This is a genomic window from Tistrella mobilis (assembly GCF_039634785.1).
GTDB lineage: Bacteria > Pseudomonadota > Alphaproteobacteria > Tistrellales > Tistrellaceae > Tistrella > Tistrella mobilis.
In genome coordinates this window covers 456,084-477,153 of the sequence record NZ_JBBIAB010000001.1, presented here as the reverse complement: position 1 = coordinate 477,153, position 21,070 = coordinate 456,084, and the positions used below count along the sequence as shown (strand labels likewise).

The window sequence follows — 21,070 nt, the reverse complement described above, 5'->3', positions numbered from 1 at the left end:
CCTCCTTTGCCCGGATCACTCTGAAATATAGGAGCAATCCGGGCGAGGAGGCAATGGAGGCGAAGCAAGATACGGCGCTTTACACGTCCAGGTTGGAAACGTTCAGCGCGTTATCCTGAATGAAGTTGCGACGCGGCTCGACCACATCGCCCATCAGGGTGGTGAAGATTTCATCCGCCTCGTCGGCATGATTGATGCGGACCTGAAGCAGGGTGCGGCTGTTGGGGTCCATGGTGGTCTCCCACAGCTGGTCGGCATTCATCTCACCAAGGCCCTTATAGCGCTGCACCTGAATGCCGCGGCGGCCGGCCTCCAGCACCGCCTCGAACAATTCGCGCGGGGCGACGACGCGCACTTCCCGGCCCTTGTCGAAGGCGATGGTGGCAACGCCATCGAAGACCGGGCCGAGTTCGGCCAGATGCCGGCTGATCAGCCGCGCCTCGCCGCCGCGCGACAGGCTGGCATCGATGGCATAGCTTTCCTGCATGCCGCGCAGTTCGCGGCGCACCCGGATCCGCCGCACCTCGCCCGCCCGGCCGGCACCGGCCGAGGGGCCGATCTCGCCCTCCGCGGCACCGGTCTCGACCGCGAAGGACCAGCCGCGGTCATGCTCGTTCGCACGGGCATCCAGCCGGCTGACCAGGGCGGCACCGGCGCGTTCCGCCGCGGCCCTGTCGGCAAAGGCCGCCTCGGAAAGCGCACCGGCGAGGGCCGCTTCTTCCAGCAGCCAGAGCGGCGCACGCCGTGCGATCGCCTTCAGCTGGTTGGCGACATCGCGTGAGCGCTCCACGATCACCCGCAGGTCGCCGCCGGCATGCTGGGCCCCCGAAGCCAGGGTGAGAACGGTGTCCTCCAGCGCCTGGGCGATCAGGTGATTCTCAAGCTCCAGCTCGCCCTTCAGATACACCTCGCTCGACCCGCGCTTGATGCGGTAGAGCGGCGGCTGGGCGATGAACAGATGGCCGCGTTTGATCAACTCGGGCATCTGGCGGTAGAAGAAGGTCAGCAGCAGGGTGCGGATATGGCTGCCGTCCACGTCCGCGTCGGTCATGATGATGATCTTGTGGTAGCGCAGCTTGTCGGGATCGAAATCGTCCCGGCCGATGCCGCAGCCGAGCGCCGAGATCAGCGTGCCGATTTCGGCCGAACTCAGCATCTTGTCGAAGCGGGCGCGCTCCACGTTCAGGATCTTGCCGCGCAGCGGCAGGATCGCCTGATTGGCACGATTACGGCCCTGCTTGGCGGAGCCGCCTGCCGAGTCACCCTCGACCAGGAAGATCTCGGACTTGGCGGGGTCGCGCTCCTGACAATCGGCCAGCTTGCCGGGCAGGCTGGTGATGTCGAGCGCGCTCTTGCGCCGGGTGAGTTCGCGGGCCTTGCGGGCCGCTTCGCGCGCGACCGCCGCCTCGACCACCTTGCCGACGATCGCCTTGGCGTCCTGCGGATGTTCCTCGAACCACTGGTCCAGGCGCTCGCCCACCAGGTTCTCGACCGCCGGCTTCACCTCGGAACTGACCAGCTTATCCTTGGTCTGCGACGAGAATTTCGGGTCCGGCACCTTCACCGACAGCACGCAGGTCAGCCCCTCGCGCGCATCCTCGCCCGAGATCGCGACCTTCTCGCGCTTGGCCAGGCCGGAAGACGCCGCATAGGCGTTGATCGTGCGGGTCAGCGCCGCACGGAATCCGGCCAGATGGGTCCCGCCATCCCGCTGCGGGATGTTGTTGGTGAAGCAGAGAACGTTCTCGTGATAGCTGTCGTTCCACTGCATCGAGACCTCGACCGTAATCCCGGCCCGCTCGCCCGAGACCGTGATCGGCAGCGAATGCAGCGGCGACTTGCTGCGGTCCAGATAGCGGACGAAGGCCTCGATGCCGCCTTCGTAATGCATGCGGTGGACGGCCGGCGTCTCGGCGCGCAGATCGGTGAACTCGATCGTGACGCCCGAATTCAGGAAGGCCAGCTCACGCAGGCGGCGTTCCAGAGTGGCGGCGTCGAAATCGGTCTTGGTGAAGATGTCGGTCGAGGGCAGGAAGGTGATCTCGCTGCCCGTACGGTCGCCGGCCGGCCCCACGATCTCCAGCGGGGCCTCGGCATCGCCCATGCGGAAGCGCATGAAGTGCTCGTTGCCCGCCCGCCAGATGCGCAGCTCCAGCCATTCCGACAGCGCATTCACCACCGACACGCCGACGCCGTGCAGACCGCCCGACACCTTGTACGAGTTCTGGTCGAACTTACCGCCGGCATGCAGCTGGGTCATGATGACCTGGGCCGCCGACACGCCCTCTTCCTCGTGGATGTCGACCGGAATGCCGCGGCCGTTGTCGCGCACGGTCACCGATCCGTCCGGGTTCAGCACCACGTCGACGGTGTCGCACCAGCCGGCCAGGGCCTCGTCGATGGCATTGTCGACCACCTCGTAGACCATGTGGTGCAGGCCCGAGCCGTCGTCGGTATCGCCGATATACATGCCGGGACGCTTGCGCACGGCATCCAGGCCACGCAGGACCTTGATCGAGTCGGCGCCATAGGACGTGGCTGCGATGGCAGTCTCGGACGGGGAGTGTGCGGGCTGCTCTGTCATCGAACCGGTTCCATCATCCTCGGTCATGGTCGCCCGCCGCCGGCAGGGGAGTGCCGGCAGGGTCGACGATCTGGTCGCGGATCGCCGAGGCATCGGTGATCCGCACGAACTGCGCCCGTCCGCCGCCGAGCCCGGCGAAGAGCGGGCGGTCGGTGCCGGTAAGCCAGGCCTGGGCACCGAGCGAGACGAGCACGTCATAGAGCGCGTCGCGCCGCTCGGCATCGAGATGGGCGGCCACCTCGTCCAGCAGCAGGATCGGCGCCGATCCTTCCACCGTCCGTTTCAGCCGTGCCACCGCCAGCACCAGGGCCAGCAGCAGCGCCTTCTGTTCGCCGGTGGAGCAGCGCGCCGCCGGCATGCCGTTGCCCTCGTGGGTCACGGCCAGATCCGTGCGATGGACGCCGGCCCGGGTGGTCCCGGTATCGGCGTCGATCCCCCGGTTTTCGGCCAGCCGCCGGGCCAGCCCGTCTTCCACCGCAAGGGCGGGCTGGCCGGCTAGTGCCGCCTCCACCTCACCCTCGATAGCGATCCGGGCCTTGGGAAAGCCGTGGCCGCCCGCCGCCAGAACCGATTTCAGCTGGCTTGCAAAGCCCAGCCGTGCCGCCGCGATCGCAACACCCCTGGCGGCCATGGTCGCCTCCAGCGTGCCCAGCCAGGCGGGGTCGCGCCGGCCGTCGCGAAGCAGCCGCGCCCTCTCGCGCATCGCCTGCTCATAGGCCGCGATCCGCCCGGCATGGTCGGGATCCAGCCCATAGACCAGCCGGTCGAAGAACCGCCGCCGATTGCCCGCCGCCTCGACGAACAGCCGGTCCATCGCCGGCGTCACCCAGAGGACCGACCAGCGCCGCCCGAGTTCCGCGGCACTCGCATTGCGGCCGTCGACCCGGACGATCCGGCGCTCGCGCTCCAGGCCGCCGCCGGCAAGGCCGGTACCGACCTCGACCGGCCCATCGGCGGTCTCGACCGTCGCCGCCACCGCCCAGCCGCCGCCGCTCCGTCCCTCCACACCCGGGATCAGCCGGTCCATATCTCCCAGTCGCGCACCGCGCAGGCCGCGTCCCGGGGCCAGCATGGACACGGCTTCGAGCAGATTGGTCTTGCCGGCGCCGTTGGGCCCGGTCAGCACCACCGGTGCCGGGTCCAGCGCCAGACGCAGCGTCGGGTAATTGCGGAAACCGGTCAGCACCAGCCGGGTAATGGCCGGTCGCATCACCCCCGGCCGCAGAGACGCAGCGCCGGCGGTGGGCTCCGGGAAATCGGTGGGGTTGGGCGTGATCAAATCCGCATCGGCATCAGCACATAGAGCGCACCGGCATCCGCCGTATCGCGGATCACCACCGGCGAGGCTCCGTCAGCGATCGCCAGCTCCATCAGATCGCCGTCGATCTGGCCGGCCACATCGAGCACATAGCGCGAATTGAAGCCGATATCGATGTGCTGGCCCTCGTAGTCGACCGTCAGCTCTTCGCTCGCCGAGCCGTTATCCGGGCTGGTCACGGCAAGATCGAGCCGGCCGTCGGTGAGCGAGAACCGCACGGCGCGCGACTTCTCGCTCGAAATCGTGGCGACACGATCCACCGCAGCCGCGAAGGGCTTGCAGTCGATCCGCACCATCTTGTCGTTGCCGGCCGGGATCACCCGCTCGTAATCCGGGAACGAGCCGTCGATCAGCTTCGAGACCAGGACCACGTCGCCGAAGACGAAACGGATCTTGGTTTCCGACAGCGCCACCGACACCTCGGCATCGACCTCGTCGACCAGCTTGCGCAGCTCGCCGACCGCCTTGCGGGGCACGATCACGCCGGGCATGCCGGCGGCACCCTCCGGCACATCCGCCTCGACGCGGGCCAGACGATGACCATCAGTCGCGACCGCACGCAGCCGCCGGCCATCCGGCCCCTCGGCCACATGCAGATAGATGCCGTTCAGGTAATAGCGGGTCTCTTCGGTCGAAATGGCGAAGCGGGTCTTGTCGATCAGCCGCTTCAGCTCATCGGCCGGCAGCGAGAAGGCGAAGGGCAGGTTGCCCTCGGCGATCTCGGGGAAATCCTCGGCCGGCAACACCGACAGCGCCGACGCATAGCGACCGGCGGTCAGCTTCACCTGGCCCTTGGCGGCATCCAGCGCCAGTTCGACCTCGGCGCCGTCGGGCAGCTTGCGGACGATGTCGTGCAGGGTGTGCGCCGGCACCGTGGTCCGCCCCGGCTGTCCCACCGTCGCCGGCACATCCTCCACCACCGACAGATCCAGATCGGTGGCGGTCAGGCGCAGCCGGCCCGAGGCTTCCGCCTCGACCTGCACATTGGCCAGGATCGGAATCGTATTGCGGCGCTCGACGACGCTCTGCACGTGGGTCAGCGCGCGGAGCAGGGCGGCGCGTTCGATGGTCAGCTTCATGTGCGCTCCCGGTGAGGGCTGTCGATCGGCTTGGGGCATGCCCGGCCGGCAGATCTGAGAGGGCGGTGACGACCCCCGGAGACGGTTCCGGACTCTGGCCCCGTCAGGGGCTAGGAGTATACCGCCCGCCTGCGCGCGAAGCCAGTGTAACGGCAGATGTCACCGGGATGCGGACCGCACGGACGGGGCGGCGTGGATGCCCCCGGCTCAGCTCTCCAGCATCCGGCGCAGCAGCTCGATATCGTCGGAGAAACCGGCATCCTGACCGGCCAGTTCCTCGACCTTCTTGACCGCGTGCATGACCGTGGTGTGGTCGCGGCCGCCGAATTTGCGGCCGATCTCGGGCAGGCTCGACTGGGTGAGCTGCTTTGCCAGATACATCGCCACCTGCCGCGGCCGCGCGATCGCGCGGGACCGCCGGGCGGAATGCATGTCCGAGACCCGGATGTTGAAATGCTCGGCCACCCGCTTCTGGATGTCCTCGATCGTCAGCCGGCGCTCATTGGCGCGCAGCAGATCCTGCAGGACTTCCTGGGTGGTCTCCAGCGTGATCGCCCGGCCGACCAGGGTCGCATGGGCGACGACGCGGTTGAGGGCGCCCTCCAGCTCGCGGACATTGGAGGCGATCTTATGGGCCAGGAATTCCAGCACCTTCACCGGCACCACCGCCCCCAGCTGATCCGCCTTCTGCTGCAGGATGCCGAGCCGCAGTTCATAGGTGGTGGGGTGGATATCGGCGACCATGCCCCAGCCGAGGCGGGAGCGGAGCCGCTCTTCCATGCCATCCAGATCGGAGGGCGAGCGGTCGCCCGAGACCACGATCTGACGGTTCTGGTCGACCAGCGCATTGAAGGTGTGGAAGAACTCTTCCTGGGTCGAGTCCTTGCCGCTGATGAACTGCACGTCGTCGATCATCAGCACATCCACGGAGCGGAACTGCTCCTTGAACGCCATGGTGTCCTTGTAGCGCAACGCCCGGATGAACTCGTACATGAACTTTTCGGCCGACATGTAGACGACCTTGCGGCGCGGATTGCGGCCGCGGATATGCCAGGCGATGGCATGCATGAGATGGGTCTTGCCCAGACCGACGCCGCCATAGAGGAACAGCGGGTTGAACTGCACCGTCTCGCTTTCGGCGACACGAAGCGCCGCCGCATGGGCCAGTTCGTTCGGCTTGCCGCAGACGAAATTGTCGAAGGTGAAGCGCGGGTCCAGCCCGGCCGACCACTGATCGATCCGCTCTGCCGCACGGCTGCCCGCTTCCGCCTCGGCATCGGCGTCGGCGATGACGATCGCAGGCGCCGCCGCGGTGGCCGCACGCGGTGCCGCAGCCCGCACCGGGGCGGCGGCAGCAGCGGACCTGGAGGCCATGGGCGTCGGCACGGCCATCGGCACCGGTGGCAGATCCACCACCTCCGCAGGCCGGGGGGCCGGCTGTGCCGGCGCTTCTGCGGCCGCGGGTTTCACGCCGGCCACGGCAATGTCGACCCGGCGCACGGCCGGATTCTCCCACGACCACAGCACGCGGATGCGGTCGGCATAATGCGACACCACCCAGTCGCGCATGAAGCGGGTCGGCACCTGGATCGTCACCCGGCCATCGGCGACCGAAGCGAGAGCCAGCGGCTTCAACCAGGAATAGAAGGCGGCATCACCGAACTCGGTACGGAGCGAGTCGCGCACACGGGCCCATTGTGCCTCATATTCGGCGAAGTCAGCAGGATCGGAAACCGAGGTCATGGGCAGCGGCAGTCGGAGTTGGCGGGGGTCGTCCGGCTTCATGCGGACGAACGGCAACCGCGCCGCCCCCTCTCGGGCCACGACACGGCGGTGACGGACGGTCGGGTCAGTTCTGGAACCAGGGCAGCCCCGCCGCCTTCCAGCCGTTGACCGTACCGCGATGCCCGTCGGGGCCGACATCCCCCTCGAACCCGCCTGCAATGTTGAATGCCGTCTCATAGCCCGCGGCCGTGGCCGCGATGGCAGCAGCCCGCGACCGGGCGCCGCTGCGGCACAGGAACAGCACCGGCTGCTCGCGGCCGACGCCGGCCTCGGCCAGCGCATTGGTGAAGTCGCGGTTGGGCGCCATCTGCGGCCAGACCTGCCACGAGATCAGCTGCGGCTCCTTGCCCAGGGGCTGGAGCAGCGGCAGGCCCACGAACATCCATTCCTCGCGGGTGCGCACGTCGACCAGAACCGCGTCGGGCTGCTGCTCCAGAAAGGCCCACGCCTCCTCGGGCGTGACGTCGCCGGCATAGCCGGCCTGGGCGCCCGTGCGGGCCGATGCGTTGCGGCGGATGTCGTCGGTGCTGGCCATGGCGTCGCCTCGTGGCTCCTCTGGCAGATCAGGACGAAGGGATGGGGGACGCGGCAGGCAAAGGGCACGCGCATGGCCCGGGGCCACGGGATCCGCATGGTCAGGCCCTGGGGCCGCCTGCGGACAAAGCCTCTGCGTCATCATTCGATGTCCATGCATCGAACGACGCGCCGTCCACATCCGCTCTTCGAAAGGCTTGGGAAACAGGTCGGTCGAAACCGCCGGCGAGCATGCCTTGGATTCGATGGATCGGTTGCCTGATCGGGCATCCGGTCCGGAACCTCCGGTACGCTCGGCCGCTGTGGGGACGGACCTGCATTCGATGGGGCCTAGACTAGCCCCGGCCCGGGCGGCTGGCAACGGGTCCGAAATGCGAACGCGATCTTTTGACGCGATGCATCAATCCCGACACGACGACGCACGGCATGCGGAGATCGCATGCCGTGCGTCGAAGGATGTCGGGCTGCCTGCGACCATATGCCGAAGACTCTGGCTGTCACCTCCGGGCTTCCGGAGTTTCAGCCACGATCGGGCGCCGGACCGCTGCGGGCTCAGGCCTGCGACAGCGCCTTCACGCGCGCGCTGAGGCGCGAGATCTTGCGCGAGGCGGTGTTGCCGTGCAGCACGCCCTTGTTCACGCCGCGACGCAGTTCCGGCTCGGCGACGGCGAAAGCGGCGACGGCGGCATCCTTGTCGCCCAGGGCAAGGGCCTTTTCGACCTTCTTCACGAAGGTGCGGATGCGGCTGATACGAGCGCCGTTGATTTCGGCCCGGCGCGCGTTGCGACGGATACGCTTCTCGGCGGAGACATGATTGGCCATCAGGGTCGGCCCTTCGGATACGTTCGGGATAAGGGGAAACTCAGGCCGCGGACGATAGGTGCGGTCCACGATTGAGTCAAGACGTTATCGGCAAAGCCGAAAGCGCTCCGGCCGGAACGCCGTCGGCCGTTGTCGTGCAACCACTGCGATTCCCGCCGACCGGCACCGGTCAGCGCCGGTCGGCGGGATGCGGTCAGCGGTTCTTGAACTGGGGCTCGCGCTTCTCCGAGAAGGCGGTCATGCCCTCGCGGCGATCCTCGAGCGCAAAGCTCGAATGGAACAGCCGGCGTTCGAAGCGCACGCCCTGGGTCAGCGTGGTCTCGTAGGCGGCATTGACCGCCTCCTTGGCCATCATCACCGAGGGCAGGGACTTGGCGGCGATCGCCTGGGCGACCTTCAGCGCCTCGTCGAGCAGCTCTGCCACCGGCAGGATCCGGCTGACCAGCCCCGCACGCTCGGCTTCCTCGGCATCCATCATCCGGCCGGTCAGGCACATTTCCATGGCCTTGGACTTGCCGACGAATCGGGTGAGGCGCTGGGTGCCGCCCGAGCCCGGAATGGTGCCGAGATTGATCTCGGGCTGGCCGAATTTCGCATTCTCGGCCGCCAGGATGAAATCGCACATCATCGCCAGCTCGCAGCCGCCGCCGAGCGCATAGCCCGACACCGCCGCGATCACCGGCTTCTTGCAGCGGGTCACCCGCTCCCAGCGCGAGATGAAGTCCTCCATGTAGACGTCCTGGAAGGACTTGGGCAGCATCTCCTTGATGTCGGCGCCGGCCGCAAAGGCCTTCTCGCTGCCGGTCAGCACGATCGCGCCGATCTCGGGATCCGCCTCATAGGCGTCGAGCGCCGCGTTCAGCTCCTCGATCAGTTCGGCGCAGAGCGCGTTCAACGCCTTGGGCCGGTTGAGCTGGATCAGCCCGACGGCGCCGCGCGTGTCGACCAGGATGTTCTTGTAGGACATGTGGGTCTGCTCCCTCCGCGATCCCGCGCCGGCTTCACCGGGGCGGCGGATGCGGGATCCTTCGCCGCCTGCCTGGTCCCGAAGCCGGTCGATGAAGACTGACGTCCCGACGCCCGGCGGCCTCCCGGCAGGGGCGGGAGCCTGGCTGTCAGGGGCGCGCAGCACCCTCTGCAGGTGCCAGCACGAAATGCACGACCAGACGGCCGGAGGACTGCTCGGCCGTGTCGATCGTCAGGCGCTCGGCCCCGCGGGTGAAGGCGGCGATACCGGCGCCGGCACCGGATGCGGCAGCGGCACCCCCGACCTCGCGCCAGCCCAGCTGGGGCAGGGCGTCGCGGTAGAAGCGCATCACCTGTGCACCGGTCACACGACCGACTGCGTAAGCCTCTACGATACGCCCGTCGGGCTTGTCAAACGTAAAGCCCCCCGCGTCCTCGGCGAGCCCCGGGGCCAGCGGCAGATCTTCGACCTGGCCCAGGAACTCGGTGTCGGCGGCCTCAACCGGGCTGAGACCGATGGTCATGGGGCCGGCGATCGCGAGCGCCGCAAGGACGATCATGGTCCGGAAAACGGTCATGCCTGACACCGGGAACAGAAATAGGTGGCACGGTTCGATTGAACGACGCGTTCTATGGTACCGTCGCAGCCCTCCCGCGAACAGGGGGCGTCGGCCCGGTCATAGACCCGGAAACTGTGCTGGAAGTAGCCGAGTTCGCCCGAGGCACCGACGAAATCCCTGAGGGTGGAGCCGCCGGCGGTGATCGCCCGGTCGAGCGTCGCGCGCACCGCCGCCGCCAGCCGGTCGCAATCCTCGCCCGACAGGGTGCCGGCGGCACGGGCCGGGTGGATGCCGGCCTCGAACAGGCTTTCGCTTGCATAGATGTTGCCGACCCCCACCACCACGCGCTGATCCAGCAGCAGCGCCTTCACCGGGGCCCGCCGCCCCTCGAAGGCCCGGGCGAGATAGGGCCCCGAGAAACCGTTGCCGAGCGGCTCCGGTCCCAGATGGGCGAAGAGGTCATGGGCGTCCAGATCGTCGGTGGCGGCGATGTCCATCAGCCCGAAGCGGCGCGGATCGGCGAACAGGATCCGGGTGCCGTCGTCCAGGCGGAACACGACATGGGTATGGGGCGCATCCGCCACCGCGATCGAGGGGCCGTGACGGAAGGCGACCGGCGGCTGCGCATCCTCGATCACCAGCCGGCCCGACATGCCCAGATGGACGATCAGCGTCTCGCCCCCCTCAAGGTGCAGGCGCAGATATTTGGCGCGACGATCCGCCGCGATCACGGCACGCCCCGTCAGCCGCTGCACGAAACCGGCGGGCAGCGGGCGACGCAGATCCGGGCGCCGCGCCTCGACCTCGGCGAGGCGGCGTCCGATCATCCTGGGGGCGATGCCCCTGAGCACGGTTTCGACTTCGGGCAGCTCTGGCATGGGGGCGAGGGTAGCGCAATGCCCCCGCCCGCGCTATGTTCCCTCGCGCACCCGCACCCGAAGGTTCCGAGGACGAGCGATGTCAGTGATCGACGAGCCCGCCGGCCGGCACGCCGGCGACGAGCGCCCTGCCGATTTCGGGTTCACCAGCACCACGGTCGGTGAGAAGCGCCGCATGGTGCGCGGCGTGTTCGACAGCGTCGCCCGGCGCTACGACCTGATGAACGACCTGTTGAGCGGCGGCGTCCACCGGCTGTGGAAGGACGCGATGATGGACTGGCTGGCGCCGCGGCCCGGCCAGCACCTGCTCGACGTGGCCGGCGGCACCGGCGACATCGCCTTCCGCTTCATCGATCGCGCCCGGCGCAATGCCGGTGCCGCAGCCGCCCAGCTGCCGCCGGCCCGGGTGACGGTCTGCGACCTGACGCCTGCGATGCTCGAGGTCGGCCGCGACCGCGCGGTCGATCGCGGCATCCTGGACGGCATCGACTGGGTGGCGGGCAATGCCGAGGTGCTGCCGGTCAGATCGGCCTCGGTCGATGTCTATACCATCGCTTTCGGCATCCGGAACGTCGCCGACATCCCGGCGGCACTTGCCGAGGCGCGGCGGGTGCTGAAGCCCGGCGGCCGGTTCATGTGCCTGGAATTCTCTCAAGTGCAGGCGCCGGTGCTCGACCGGCTCTACGATCTCTATTCCTTCAAGGTGCTGCCGCAGGTGGGCCGGGTGGTCGCGCGCGATGCCGCGAGCTATCGTTACCTCGCCGAAAGCATCCGCAAATTCCCGAGCGCCGACCGCTTCGCCGGGATGATCGCGGACGCCGGCTTCCGCCAGGTCAAGGTGCGGCTGCTGTCCGGCGGCATCGCCGCCCTGCACTCGGCCTGGAACGTCTGAGCGCCCGCCCCTCCCGATCGGACCCCCATGTTCTCGACCCTGCGCCACCTGCTGCGGCTTTCGCGCATCGGCTATGTCCTCGCCCGTCACGGCGCGCTCTTCCCGCTCGAGCAGCTGGCGACCCAGCATCCGGCGGCGGGGTTTGCCGGCCGGACCGCCCGGCGCCTGACCCGGCGCGACCTGCGCGAGCTGGCGGAAGGCGAAAGGCTGGCCCGGGCGCTCACCGCCCTCGGCCCCAGTTTCGTGAAGCTCGGCCAGGTGCTGTCGATCCGCGCCGACCTGATCGGCGAAACCGTGGCGCGCGATCTGGCCCGGCTGCAGGATCGGCTGCCGCCCTTCCCGGGGGCGGATGCGCGGCGGATCATCGAACAATCTTTCGAACGGCCGGTCAGCGACCTCTTCGCGCAGTTCGACGACGTGCCGGTGGCGGCGGCCTCGGTCGCCCAGGTCCATTTCGCCGAGACCACCGACGGCCGCGAGGTTGCGGTCAAGGTGCTGCGTCCGGGGGTGGAGCGCGCGCTCGCCACCGACCTCGCCCTCTTCGCCTGGATCGCTCGCTGGCTGGAGCGCCTGCTGCCCGGCAGCCGCCGGCTGAAACCGGTCGAGGTGGTCCGCACCCTGTCGGAAGTGGTGGCGATTGAAACCGACCTGCGAATGGAAGCGGCGGCAGGCCAGGAGCTGCGCGAGAATTTCGAGGGCGATGCCGGCTTCATGGTGCCCGAGATCGACTGGATGCGCACCGCCGCCCGGGTGATGACGCTGGAGCGGATCACCGGCGGCGTGCGTGCCGACGACACCGCAGCACTTAAGGCCGCAGGCCTCGACGGGCGCGAAATCATGGCGAATGCCGCCCGGGTCTTCTTCCTGCAGGTGTTCCGCGACGGCTTCTTCCATGGCGACATGCATCCGGGCAACCTGTTCATCCTGCCTGACGGTCGCATCGCCGTGGTCGATTTCGGCATCATGGGCCGGCTGGACCGCCAGTCGCGGCTTTATCTGGCAGAGATGCTGCGCGCCTTCCTGACCCGCGACTACGATGCGGTGGCCGACGTGCATTTTGCGGCCGGTTTCGTCCCCCCCGACCAGTCGCGGCCGCTCTTTGCCCAGGCTGCCCGCTCGATCGGCGAGCCGATCCTGGGCAAGCCCCAGAACGAGATCTCGATCGGCCGGCTGCTCGCCCAGCTGTTCCAGGTGACGTCCACCTTCCAGATGGAGACGCAACCCCAGCTGCTGCTGCTCCAGAAGACGATGGTCCAGGCGGAAGGCATGGCCCGACTGCTGGACCCCGGCGCCAATATGTGGGTGCTGGCGGAGCCGCTGATCCGCGAATGGATGGCCGCCAATCTGGGCCCCCGCGCCCGCGCCGAGACCACCCTGCGCGAGATGCTGCATGTGGCACAGCGCCTGCCCCGGATCATGGATCGGCTGGAAACCCTGAGCGATCCCGAACGGCCGCGCCCGGTGATCATGAGCGGCAGCCGGCTTTCGGCCGCGATCGGCGGCGGCCTGCTGGTGGCCCTGCTCTGGCTCATCCTGGGCTGAGCGGGCAGGGACGCATCTCATCCGCAACATCGTCAGGTTAAAATGCCGGTTCGCCTTGTCTCTTGCACGGCGACCTCAGGGCGCCTAGTTTAACCACACCACACCTTGCGCAATTGCGCAGGTTCCACATGACGGCCCCCGCCAGCCGTCGGATCCCAAGCGGAGGGTCCGGTGCTCACCGGCAAGCGCATCCTGCTGATCGTCACCGGCGGCATCGCCGCCTATAAGGCACTCGAACTCATCCGGCTGCTCCGCAAAGCGGGCGCCGGGGTGAAGGTCGTGATGACCCGTGCGGCCGGCGAGTTCGTCACCCCCATGTCGCTCGCCGTGCTCTCGGGCGAGGAGGTCCACACCGACCTCTTTTCGCTGAAAGACGAGACCGAGATCGGCCATATCCAGCTGTCGCGCGCCGCCGACCTGGTGGTCGTGGCCCCCGCCACCGCCGACATCCTGGCGAAGATGGCCGCGGGCATTTCCGACGATCTGGCGACCACCCTGCTGCTTGCCACCGACAAGCGGGTGCTGGTGGCACCGGCGATGAATGTCCGGATGTGGTTCCACCCGGCAACCCGGCGCAATCTGGACCAGCTTGGCCGCGACGGCGTGCTGACGGTCGGTCCCGACGCGGGTGAAATGGCCTGTGGCGAGTTCGGCCCCGGCCGCATGGCAGAGCCGCCGGCGATCGTGGAGGCCATCCGTGCCGCCCTGGCCGAGGACAGCCGCCCGGCGCTCACGGGGCCCGGGACGGCCCTGATCGATGCGCCCGGCCCGCTGTCGGGCCGGCATGCCGTCGTCACCAGCGGCCCGACGCACGAGCCGATCGACCCGGTGCGCTACATCGCCAATCGCTCGTCCGGCAAGCAGGGTCATGCCATCGCGGCAGCACTCGCCGCGCTGGGCTGCCGGGTGACGCTGGTCACCGGCCCGACCCGCCTTACCGATCCGGCCGGTGTCGACACCATCCATATCGAAAGCGCCCGCGAGATGCTGGCGGCGGTCGAAGCGGCGCTTCCCGCCGATATCGCCGTCTGCGCCGCCGCCGTCGCCGACTGGCGGCCGGCGATCGAAGCCGGGCAGAAGCTGAAGAAGCAGCCGGGCGGCGCGCTGCCGCCCGACATCCGGCTGATCGAGAATCCCGACATCCTGCGCACCATCTCGGCATCCGGCCCGTCGCGCCCGGCCCTGGTGGTGGGCTTTGCCGCCGAGACCGAGCAGGTGCTGGACCACGCCCGTGCCAAACGGGCGCGCAAGGGCTGCGACTGGATCGTCGCCAACGACGTTTCGACCGGCACCGGCACCTTCGGCGGCGACGACAATGCCATCCACCTGATCGATGCCGACGGCACCGACAGCTGGCCCGCCATGACCAAGCAGGCGGTGGCGGACCGGCTGGCCCGCCGCATTGCCGATCACTTCGCAGCGCCCACCACCAAGGATTCCGCCTGATGGACCGCCACCTCCGGATCGGGGTCGTCCGCCTCGATCACGGCCGCGACCTGCCGCTCCCCGAGATGAAGACCGCCGGTGCCGCCGGGCTGGACCTGCCCGCCGCCGTGCCGGCCGACGCGCCGATCATGCTGGCCCCCGGGGGGCGGACCCTGGTTCCGACCGGCCTGACCATGGCGATCCCGGAAGGCTATGAGGGGCAGGTACGGCCGCGCTCGGGCCTGGCCTTCTCTCAGGGCGTCACCGTGCTCAATGCGCCCGGCACCATCGATGCCGATTATCGCGGCGAGCTGAAAGTCCTGCTGATCAATCTGGGCGATGCGCCGGTCGAGATCACCCGCGGCATGCGGATCGCACAGCTGGTGATCGCCCCGGTCACCGCCACCCGCCTGGTCGAGGTCGAGGCGCTGGACGACACCGTCCGCGGCGCCGGCGGCTTCGGCTCCACCGGGCACTGAGAACAGATCCGGGCCTGCCGCGGAACGGTGGTGCAAGGCCGGGGTTCACGAACAGGATCGAAACGGAAACGCCCATGCTCAGGCTGTCGAAGAAACTGCTGTTCGCGCTGGAAGCCGTGGTCGACATCGCCCACAACGGCGGTGCCGAGCCGGTCCAGAGCAAGGAGATCACCCGCCGTCAGGGCATCCCGCAGCGGTATCTCGAACAGGTCATGCAGCAGCTGGTGCATGCCGAGATCCTGGAAGGCGTGCGTGGCCCCCGCGGCGGCTACCGGCTGGCACGCGAGCGGCGCAAGATCACCATCGGCGACATTGCCCGCGTGGTGCGTGCCATGGAGAAGACCGACGACCCCATGGCCGATCCGGCCGGGTCCGATCTGGGCCACAAGGTGGTCCGCCCGGTCTGGCAGGACATTCAGGACGAGCTGATGGAACGCCTGGACGGGATCACCGTCGCCGATCTCTGTCAGCGCGCCGTGGAACAGGGCATCCGCAGCGAAGCCATGACCCGCATGGATTTCTCGATCTGAGGCGAAGGCCGCCCCCGCCCCGAGGCAGGCCCCACGAAGGAGCGCAGTCGACATGACCGATACCTGGCAGCCGACCCCCACCCACGGCCGTGGCCGGATCTATGACAATGTCATCGACACCATCGGCGATACGCCGCTGGTCCGTCTTTCGCGCCTCGGCGCCGCCAAGGGCGTGAAGGGCGAGGTTCTGGCCAAGCTCGAATTCTTCAACCCGCTCGCCTCGGTCAAGGACCGCATTGCCGGCGCGATGGTCGCCGCCGCCGAGGCGGAAGGCGCCATCGGCCCCGACACCGTTCTGGTCGAGCCGACCTCGGGCAATACCGGCATCGCGCTTGCCTTCGTCTGCGCCGCCAAGGGCTACCGGCTGATCCTGGCCATGCCCGAGAGCATGTCGATCGAACGCCGCAAGATGCTGAAACTGCTGGGCGCCGAACTTGAGCTGACGCCGGCGAAGCTGGGCATGAAGGGCGCCATCGCCCGCGCCCAGGAGCTGGTGGACGGCAACCCGAATGCGATCATGCTCCAGCAGTTCCGCAACAAGGCCAACCCGGCCGTGCACCGGGTGACCACGGCCGAAGAGATCTGGGCCGATACCGCCGGCAAGGTGGATGTGGTCGTGGCCGGCGTCGGCACCGGCGGCACCGTCACCGGCATCGGCCAGGTGCTGAAGCAGAAGAACCCGGACGTGCGGATCGTTGCGGTGGAGCCCGAGGACAGCGCGGTGCTGTCGGGCGGCCTGCCCGGCCCGCACAAGATCCAGGGCATCGGTGCCGGTTTCGTGCCCGAGATTCTGGACCGGTCGGTGATCGACGAGGTGCTGACCATCGCCAACGAGACCGCCTTCGACTATGCCCGCACCCTGGCGCGGACCGAAGGCATCCCCTGCGGCATCTCGTCGGGTGCCGCCGTGGCGGCTGCGGTCGAGATCGCCCAGCGGCCGGACATGGCCGGCAAGACCGTGGTTGCGATCGTCCCCTCCTTCGCCGAACGCTATCTCTCGACCGATCTCTTCAACGGTCTCGAGTGATCCTGTCCGCGGCCGCGGCGCTTCCGTCGCGGCCGCCCCCTTCTGCTGCGGAACCCCGCCCGTCGTGGACGACATCGAGCTCACCGACGCCGAAATCGAACGCTACAGCCGCCAGCTCGTGCTGCCGGAATTCAGCGAGACGGCACAGCTTGCCCTGAAGCGCGCCCGGGTGCTGCTGATCGGCGCCGGCGGGCTGGGGGCGCCGCTCGGCCTCTATCTCGCGGCCGCCGGGGTGGGCACGATCGGTATCGTCGATGCCGATCGGGTCGATCTCAGCAATCTGCAGCGCCAGATCATCCATCGTACCGAAGATATCGGCCGGCCGAAGGTCGAAAGCGCCGCCCGTGCCATCCGGGCACTCAACCCTGAGATCCGGGTCGAAATCCACGACAGCCGGATCGATGCCGGCAATGCGGCGGCGCTGATCGGCGCCTATGATCTCGTCGCCGACGGCTCGGACAATTTCGACACCCGCTTCCTGGTCAATGATGCCTGCCATCTGCTGGGCCGCACGCTGGTCTCGGCGGCGATCCTGCGCTTCGACGGCCAGATCTACACCTTCCGCTCGCATGCCCACCGCTCGGGGGGGCCACGCCTGCCCTGCTATCGCTGCCTCTACCCCGCCCCGCCGCCGCCGGGGCTGATCCCCAGCTGTTCCTCGGGGGGTATCATCGGTGCGCTGGCCGGCATGGTCGGCTCGCTCCAGGCGCTGGAGGTGGTGAAGGAGCTGACCGGCATCGGCGAGGGTCTTGCCGGCCGGATGCTGATCGTGGATGCGCTCTCCAACCGCTTCCGCACCGTCCGCCTGCCCGCCGATCCGGCCTGCCCGCTCTGTGGTGACCATCCGGTCATCACGGATCTCGGCGCCCATGGTGCATGACGGGACACGTTCATGATCGGTGACAGATCATATACCGGCCTGATCCTCGAATCGGGCCACCTCAATCGTGTCCATTATGGCCTGGCCATGGCCGCGGCGGCCCTGGCGATCTCGCAACCTGTGGTGTTGTTCTTCACCAACGCCGCCCTTTTGAGCCTGCGCGCGCCCGCCCCGGATGGACGGCCGGGCTGGGCGACCTGCCCGCTCGGCCCCGACCTTGTCGCCGCAGGCGTGGCCGGCGACGCCACGGGCTGGAATGCCGGCCTCGTCGCCCGCGGCGCCGCCGGCGTGGAAGACCTGATCGAAGCCTGCCGCGACCTCGGCGCCCGCTTCATGGTCTGCGACATGGGCCTGCGCGCCATCGGCCTGGAGAAAACCGCGCTCAGGGACGACCTGTCCTTCGAAGAGGGCGGCCTGGTCAGCCTCTACCGGATCCTGGGTGACACGGGGCGGCTGGTGGTCATCTGAAAGCGGGCGCCTGCTCAGGTTTCCAGCAGATCGTCCGCCCCGGATGGTACTGCATCGGCTTCGGCGGCGGCTGGCGTCGCGTAGCGGGCAAGATAATTCCTGAGCCCGTCAATGTGCTCATTGAGATCCTCGGGAATCGGCTTCCAGAGCGGATTGAGAATCACGTCGACCCCTTCTCGGCGAGCCAGCTTCGCCGCGGGAACGAAGTCTGCATCACCCGAGATCAGAATGATCTGATCTACAAATCTCTTCAGTGTCAGGCTCGCCATATCGAGCCCGATCCTCATATCGACCCCCTTCTGGCGAAGATCCAGTTCGAAATCATCATCAGTGAGGGAAGCCCAACCACGCCGCCCCTTCAGAAGTTCCTGGGTCGCAGGCGCCTTCAGTCGCCAGGACGTTCCTCCCTTCAACGTTCCCAGCCGCAATGCCATTTTGCGCTTTGCCCTCAATCGCGCATGAAGGCTCAGGCGAAGGTCGCCATATCGGTCTGCGCATAGTTTCGGGTCTGCCGTGAAACTGGCAAAGTGACGCGCTTCTGCAGCGGCGGACAGTCATAGAAGAAGATCCGGTACAGGTTCCGGCGCGCCTCCGTCTCGCCCTGTTTCAGCATCCCGAGGGCGGTACGATGGATGATCGTGGCGACCTGATCCGGGTCGCTCAGTCCGGGCCATGCGTGATAGAGGCTGTTCAGTCGCACGAGAAAGAAGGCGCCATCAATCAGGATAGCCGTGGACATAATCAACCCCAGGTAGAAATTTAGTATGAAAAATACCCCCGGGGTTCGTCACGTGCCCTATATGTGCACGGGGTACTAGCCGGGGGTCGATGCTCAGAAGATAGCAGCAGACCTCAGATCTGACAAGATCCTGCCATCATCAGAACGGCAGCACCCGATCCGGGGGCGTATGGCCGTCGATGAAGGTCTTGATGTTGATCAGCACCTTCTCGCCCATGTCGATGCGCGACTCGAGCGTCGCCGAGCCCATATGCGGCAGCAGGACGGTGTTGTCGAGTTCGACCAGCTTGGGGTTCACCGCAGGCTCGTGCTCGAACACGTCGAGCGCCGCACCGGCCAGCTGGCCGTCGCGCAGCATACGGGTCAGCGCCGCCTCGTCGATCACCTCGCCACGGGCGGTGTTGACGACATAGGCGTCCTTCTTCAGCAGCTTCAGCCGCCGCGCCGACAGCAGATGATAGGTGGCCGGCGTGTGCGGGCAGTTGACCGACACGATGTCCATCCGGGCCAGCATCTGGTCGAGGCTTTCCCAATAGGTCGCCTCGAGCGGACCCTCGATATCGGCATGCAGCCGGTTGCGGTTGTGGTAGTGGATCGACAGGCCGAAGCCGCGGGCCCGGCGGGCCAGCGCACGGCCGATACGGCCCATGCCGATGATGCCCAGGCGCTTGCCCCAGATCCGGCGGCCGAGCATGTGGGTGGGGCTCCAGCCGTTCCACTCACCCTTGCGGACCATGCGCTCGCCTTCCGGCACGCGCCGTGCCACCGCCAGGATCAGCGCCATGGTCATGTCGGCGGTGTCTTCCGTCAGCACGTCGGGCGTGTTGGTGACGGTGATACCGCGCTGACGCGCCGTGGCGAGATCGATATGGTCGGTGCCGTTGCCGAAATTGGCGATCAGCCGCAGCTGCGGCCCGGCATGGGCGAGCACGCCGGCATCGATCCGGTCGGTCACCGTGGGTACAAGCACATGGGCGGTCTTGACCGCCTCGATCAGCTTGTCCTGCCCGAATGGGACGTCGTCATGATTGAGCCGCGTGTCGAACAGCTCCATCATGCGCGTCTCGATCTGCTCGGGCAGCTTGCGGGTGACCACAACCACCGGCTTCGGCTTCACCATCGACACTCTCCCATAGACCGCCCACCTTACGGCCGCCCAGCGTCCGGCCCCGGGGCGTATTATCCAGGCGTCCTGTACCGGGCGCAGGAACGGCCCCGCATCTGGCGCCCTGCCCGACGGCACCCGCCCGGTCCCCTTTCTTAGCAAATCGGCCGGTGCGATACAAACCGGCCGACCGATTGCGTGACGATCCCCTGCGGCGTAAGGTCTGGAAAGCCCCGCCGGGGCCCTTGACCCCAAGGGAACCCCACGGCCGGCACCGCCCCCATGCTTTCAGGCCCGCCCTTCAGGACCCATCCCTCTCATGCCCGACCGCACCACCGCCCGCCCCCGTTTCGCATTCCTGCTGACGCTGTTCGTCTGTCTGGCCATGATCGGAGGCGCCGCGCTGTTCTTTACGGCCGGCGCCGCCGACGCGCCCACCGCCGATGAGGCGAAGGATGCCCCGGCCGAGGATGAAGGCGGCGCCAAATGGATCGGCCGCAGTGCCGAGCGGCCGCCCCTGCCCCGTTTCGTGTCGCTGCGCTCGGCCGAGGTGAATGTCCGCACCGGCCCCGGCACCCGCTATCCCGTCGCCGCGATCTACAATCGCAAGGATCTGCCGGTCGAGGTGACGGCGGAATACGAAAACTGGCGCAAGATCCGCGATGTCGAGGGGGCCGAGGGCTGGGCGCATATGAGCCTGCTGTCGGGCCGGCGCACCGCCATCATCCAGGGGGAGGTCCGCACGCTCTACAACCGCCCGGCAGCGGACGCCGTGCCGCTGCTGCGTGCCGAGCCGGGCGTGGTCGGCCGCCTGATGGCCTGCGAGCGGAACTGGTGCGAAATGGACATCGCCAACACCCGCGCCTGGATCCGCCGCGACGAGATCTGGGGCGTCTACCCGGACGAAGATTTCCACTGACGGCCCGACGGCGCCTCAGGCGCCGTCGTCATCCCCTTCGGCTGCGGTCTCGTCCAGGATCTCTTCCAGGCTGGTGAGCGAGCGCCGGAACCGCGCCGCATGGGCACGCTCCGCCCGGGCCAGGGTCTCGAACCACTCCGCCGCCTCGATCTGGCCCTCGTCGCGGGCCACGCGGGCCATCTCGGGATAGACGCCGGTGGCGTCCTCCTCCTCGCTTGCGATCGCGGCGCGGAGGTTCTGAGGGGTGGTCCCGATGGGAAGCCCGGTCGCCGGGTCACCGCCCGCCTCTTCCAGGAATTCCAGATGGCCCAGCGCATGCCCGGTCTCGCCCTCGGCGATCGACCGGAACACTGCGGCCACGTCGTTGAAGCCCTCGATATCGGCCTGGCGGGCGAAATAGAGGAAGCGGCGGTTGGCGGCCGCCTCGGACATGAAGGCGCGGATCAGATTGGCCTCGGTCCGCGTGCCGGCAAGCGGCGGTTCGGCGGCCGGGAAACGGTCGTCGGAACGGTCGGTCATGGGGTGATGGCTCCGTGGC

General features: G+C 68.2%; 22 protein-coding genes. 9 read left to right on the top strand and 13 right to left on the bottom strand.

What is annotated here, in order from left to right; all coding sequences use genetic code 11:
- Nucleotides 1-79: 79 nt before the first annotated feature.
- The 9 genes from gyrB to mutM all read right to left on the bottom strand — a co-directional run bounded on the left by gyrB (nt 80) and on the right by mutM (nt 10,526).
- Nucleotides 80-2,584: a DNA topoisomerase (ATP-hydrolyzing) subunit B gene (gene gyrB / locus WI697_RS02255; protein ID WP_062765890.1), complete on the bottom strand. Its 2,505-nt coding sequence runs from the start codon at nt 2,582-2,584 to the stop codon at nt 80-82.
- A 13-nt stretch (nt 2,585-2,597) separates the two neighbouring features.
- The gene (recF, locus tag WI697_RS02250; protein ID WP_345957227.1) at nt 2,598-3,863 is read right to left on the bottom strand and encodes a DNA replication/repair protein RecF; all 1,266 of its coding nucleotides are present in this window, start codon (nt 3,861-3,863) and stop codon (nt 2,598-2,600) included.
- Nucleotides 3,860-4,981: a DNA polymerase III subunit beta gene (dnaN, locus tag WI697_RS02245; RefSeq protein ID WP_014743521.1), complete on the bottom strand. Its 1,122-nt coding sequence runs from the start codon at nt 4,979-4,981 to the stop codon at nt 3,860-3,862. Before dnaN ends, recF begins: the two co-directional genes overlap by 4 nt.
- A 207-nt stretch (nt 4,982-5,188) precedes the next feature.
- Nucleotides 5,189-6,724: a chromosomal replication initiator protein DnaA gene (gene dnaA, locus WI697_RS02240; RefSeq protein ID WP_345957226.1), complete on the bottom strand. Its 1,536-nt coding sequence runs from the start codon at nt 6,722-6,724 to the stop codon at nt 5,189-5,191.
- Between the two features lie 106 nt (nt 6,725-6,830).
- A complete protein-coding gene (locus WI697_RS02235; protein WP_014747080.1) occupies nt 6,831-7,301 on the bottom strand; it encodes a rhodanese-like domain-containing protein in 471 nt (156 codons plus the stop codon).
- Nucleotides 7,302-7,852: 551 nt separating this feature from the next.
- On the bottom strand, nt 7,853-8,122 hold the full coding sequence (gene rpsT, locus WI697_RS02230) for a 30S ribosomal protein S20 (RefSeq protein WP_014747079.1): 270 nt from the start codon (nt 8,120-8,122) through the stop codon (nt 7,853-7,855).
- A gap of 193 nt (nt 8,123-8,315) precedes the next feature.
- A complete protein-coding gene (locus WI697_RS02225) occupies nt 8,316-9,089 on the bottom strand; it encodes an enoyl-CoA hydratase (protein ID WP_014747078.1) in 774 nt (257 codons plus the stop codon).
- Between the two features lie 148 nt (nt 9,090-9,237).
- Nucleotides 9,238-9,666, bottom strand: coding sequence for a hypothetical protein (locus tag WI697_RS02220; RefSeq protein ID WP_062765896.1), 429 nt, complete (start codon nt 9,664-9,666; stop codon nt 9,238-9,240).
- Complete coding sequence (gene mutM, locus WI697_RS02215) at nt 9,663-10,526, bottom strand: bifunctional DNA-formamidopyrimidine glycosylase/DNA-(apurinic or apyrimidinic site) lyase (protein WP_345957225.1); 864 nt, start codon at nt 10,524-10,526, stop codon at nt 9,663-9,665. The genes WI697_RS02220 and mutM overlap by 4 nt, the downstream gene beginning before the upstream one ends.
- 79 nt (nt 10,527-10,605) lie before the next feature.
- Here mutM and ubiE point away from each other — a divergent pair, with 79 nt between their 5' ends.
- From ubiE to WI697_RS02175, 8 genes are all read left to right on the top strand, one after another.
- Entirely contained in the window at nt 10,606-11,418 is an 813-nt protein-coding gene (ubiE, locus tag WI697_RS02210; protein ID WP_062765902.1) for a bifunctional demethylmenaquinone methyltransferase/2-methoxy-6-polyprenyl-1,4-benzoquinol methylase UbiE, read from the top strand.
- A gap of 27 nt (nt 11,419-11,445) precedes the next feature.
- Nucleotides 11,446-12,960, top strand: coding sequence for a 2-polyprenylphenol 6-hydroxylase (gene ubiB, locus WI697_RS02205; RefSeq protein WP_345957224.1), 1,515 nt, complete (start codon nt 11,446-11,448; stop codon nt 12,958-12,960).
- A 171-nt stretch (nt 12,961-13,131) separates the two neighbouring features.
- Nucleotides 13,132-14,406: a bifunctional phosphopantothenoylcysteine decarboxylase/phosphopantothenate--cysteine ligase CoaBC gene (gene coaBC / locus WI697_RS02200; RefSeq protein WP_345957223.1), complete on the top strand. Its 1,275-nt coding sequence runs from the start codon at nt 13,132-13,134 to the stop codon at nt 14,404-14,406.
- Nucleotides 14,406-14,864: a dUTP diphosphatase gene (gene dut / locus WI697_RS02195; protein ID WP_345957222.1), complete on the top strand. Its 459-nt coding sequence runs from the start codon at nt 14,406-14,408 to the stop codon at nt 14,862-14,864. The genes coaBC and dut overlap by 1 nt, the downstream gene beginning before the upstream one ends.
- A 74-nt stretch (nt 14,865-14,938) precedes the next feature.
- On the top strand, nt 14,939-15,394 hold the full coding sequence (locus WI697_RS02190; protein ID WP_014747071.1) for an RrF2 family transcriptional regulator: 456 nt from the start codon (nt 14,939-14,941) through the stop codon (nt 15,392-15,394).
- 52 nt (nt 15,395-15,446) lie between these two features.
- Nucleotides 15,447-16,421: a cysteine synthase A gene (gene cysK / locus WI697_RS02185; RefSeq protein ID WP_062765914.1), complete on the top strand. Its 975-nt coding sequence runs from the start codon at nt 15,447-15,449 to the stop codon at nt 16,419-16,421.
- A 64-nt stretch (nt 16,422-16,485) separates the two neighbouring features.
- Nucleotides 16,486-17,301 (top strand): HesA/MoeB/ThiF family protein, encoded by an 816-nt coding sequence (locus WI697_RS02180; RefSeq protein ID WP_345957221.1) that lies wholly within the window; start codon nt 16,486-16,488, stop codon nt 17,299-17,301.
- A 12-nt stretch (nt 17,302-17,313) separates the two neighbouring features.
- Complete coding sequence (locus WI697_RS02175; protein ID WP_345957220.1) at nt 17,314-17,769, top strand: hypothetical protein; 456 nt, start codon at nt 17,314-17,316, stop codon at nt 17,767-17,769.
- A 14-nt stretch (nt 17,770-17,783) separates the two neighbouring features.
- On the opposite strand, the gene WI697_RS02170 is transcribed toward WI697_RS02175, so the two are convergent.
- The 3 genes from WI697_RS02170 to WI697_RS02160 form a co-directional block, all read right to left on the bottom strand.
- A complete protein-coding gene (locus WI697_RS02170) occupies nt 17,784-18,203 on the bottom strand; it encodes an NYN domain-containing protein (protein WP_345957219.1) in 420 nt (139 codons plus the stop codon).
- A 32-nt stretch (nt 18,204-18,235) separates the two neighbouring features.
- Nucleotides 18,236-18,508, bottom strand: a complete 273-nt coding sequence (locus WI697_RS02165) for a PIN domain-containing protein (RefSeq protein WP_345957218.1) — start codon at nt 18,506-18,508, stop codon at nt 18,236-18,238.
- Between the two features lie 139 nt (nt 18,509-18,647).
- Nucleotides 18,648-19,628, bottom strand: coding sequence for a 2-hydroxyacid dehydrogenase (locus WI697_RS02160; RefSeq protein ID WP_062765920.1), 981 nt, complete (start codon nt 19,626-19,628; stop codon nt 18,648-18,650).
- A 304-nt stretch (nt 19,629-19,932) separates the two neighbouring features.
- On the opposite strand from WI697_RS02160, the gene WI697_RS02155 reads away from it, so the two are divergent.
- Nucleotides 19,933-20,532, top strand: a complete 600-nt coding sequence (locus tag WI697_RS02155; RefSeq protein WP_014747065.1) for an SH3 domain-containing protein — start codon at nt 19,933-19,935, stop codon at nt 20,530-20,532.
- A gap of 15 nt (nt 20,533-20,547) precedes the next feature.
- Here the strand turns inward: WI697_RS02155 and WI697_RS02150 are convergent, their stop codons facing one another.
- A complete protein-coding gene (locus WI697_RS02150; RefSeq protein WP_062765923.1) occupies nt 20,548-21,051 on the bottom strand; it encodes a rubrerythrin family protein in 504 nt (167 codons plus the stop codon).
- Nucleotides 21,052-21,070 lie beyond the last annotated feature (19 nt).

Bases quoted from the DNA above. Each gene is read 5' to 3' on its own strand.
- dnaA (WP_345957226.1), bottom strand. From the start codon at position 6,724: ATGACCTCGGTTTCCGATCCTGCTGACTTCGCCGAATATGAGGCACAA.
- WI697_RS02235 (WP_014747080.1), bottom strand. From the start codon at position 7,301: ATGGCCAGCACCGACGACATCCGCCGCAACGCATCGGCCCGCACGGGC.
- ubiE (WP_062765902.1), top strand. From the start codon at position 10,606: ATGTCAGTGATCGACGAGCCCGCCGGCCGGCACGCCGGCGACGAGCGC.
- ubiB (WP_345957224.1), top strand. From the start codon at position 11,446: ATGTTCTCGACCCTGCGCCACCTGCTGCGGCTTTCGCGCATCGGCTAT.
- WI697_RS02225 (WP_014747078.1), bottom strand. From the start codon at position 9,089: ATGTCCTACAAGAACATCCTGGTCGACACGCGCGGCGCCGTCGGGCTG.
- dut (WP_345957222.1), top strand. From the start codon at position 14,406: ATGGACCGCCACCTCCGGATCGGGGTCGTCCGCCTCGATCACGGCCGC.
- cysK (WP_062765914.1), top strand. From the start codon at position 15,447: ATGACCGATACCTGGCAGCCGACCCCCACCCACGGCCGTGGCCGGATC.
- rpsT (WP_014747079.1), bottom strand. From the start codon at position 8,122: ATGGCCAATCATGTCTCCGCCGAGAAGCGTATCCGTCGCAACGCGCGC.
- WI697_RS02160 (WP_062765920.1), bottom strand. From the start codon at position 19,628: ATGGTGAAGCCGAAGCCGGTGGTTGTGGTCACCCGCAAGCTGCCCGAG.
- WI697_RS02220 (WP_062765896.1), bottom strand. From the start codon at position 9,666: ATGACCGTTTTCCGGACCATGATCGTCCTTGCGGCGCTCGCGATCGCC.
- dnaN (WP_014743521.1), bottom strand. From the start codon at position 4,981: ATGAAGCTGACCATCGAACGCGCCGCCCTGCTCCGCGCGCTGACCCAC.
- WI697_RS02190 (WP_014747071.1), top strand. From the start codon at position 14,939: ATGCTCAGGCTGTCGAAGAAACTGCTGTTCGCGCTGGAAGCCGTGGTC.
- WI697_RS02155 (WP_014747065.1), top strand. From the start codon at position 19,933: ATGCCCGACCGCACCACCGCCCGCCCCCGTTTCGCATTCCTGCTGACG.
- WI697_RS02165 (WP_345957218.1), bottom strand. From the start codon at position 18,508: ATGTCCACGGCTATCCTGATTGATGGCGCCTTCTTTCTCGTGCGACTG.
- WI697_RS02175 (WP_345957220.1), top strand. From the start codon at position 17,314: ATGATCGGTGACAGATCATATACCGGCCTGATCCTCGAATCGGGCCAC.
- WI697_RS02170 (WP_345957219.1), bottom strand. From the start codon at position 18,203: ATGGCATTGCGGCTGGGAACGTTGAAGGGAGGAACGTCCTGGCGACTG.
- gyrB (WP_062765890.1), bottom strand. From the start codon at position 2,584: ATGACAGAGCAGCCCGCACACTCCCCGTCCGAGACTGCCATCGCAGCC.
- mutM (WP_345957225.1), bottom strand. From the start codon at position 10,526: ATGCCAGAGCTGCCCGAAGTCGAAACCGTGCTCAGGGGCATCGCCCCC.
- WI697_RS02150 (WP_062765923.1), bottom strand. From the start codon at position 21,051: ATGACCGACCGTTCCGACGACCGTTTCCCGGCCGCCGAACCGCCGCTT.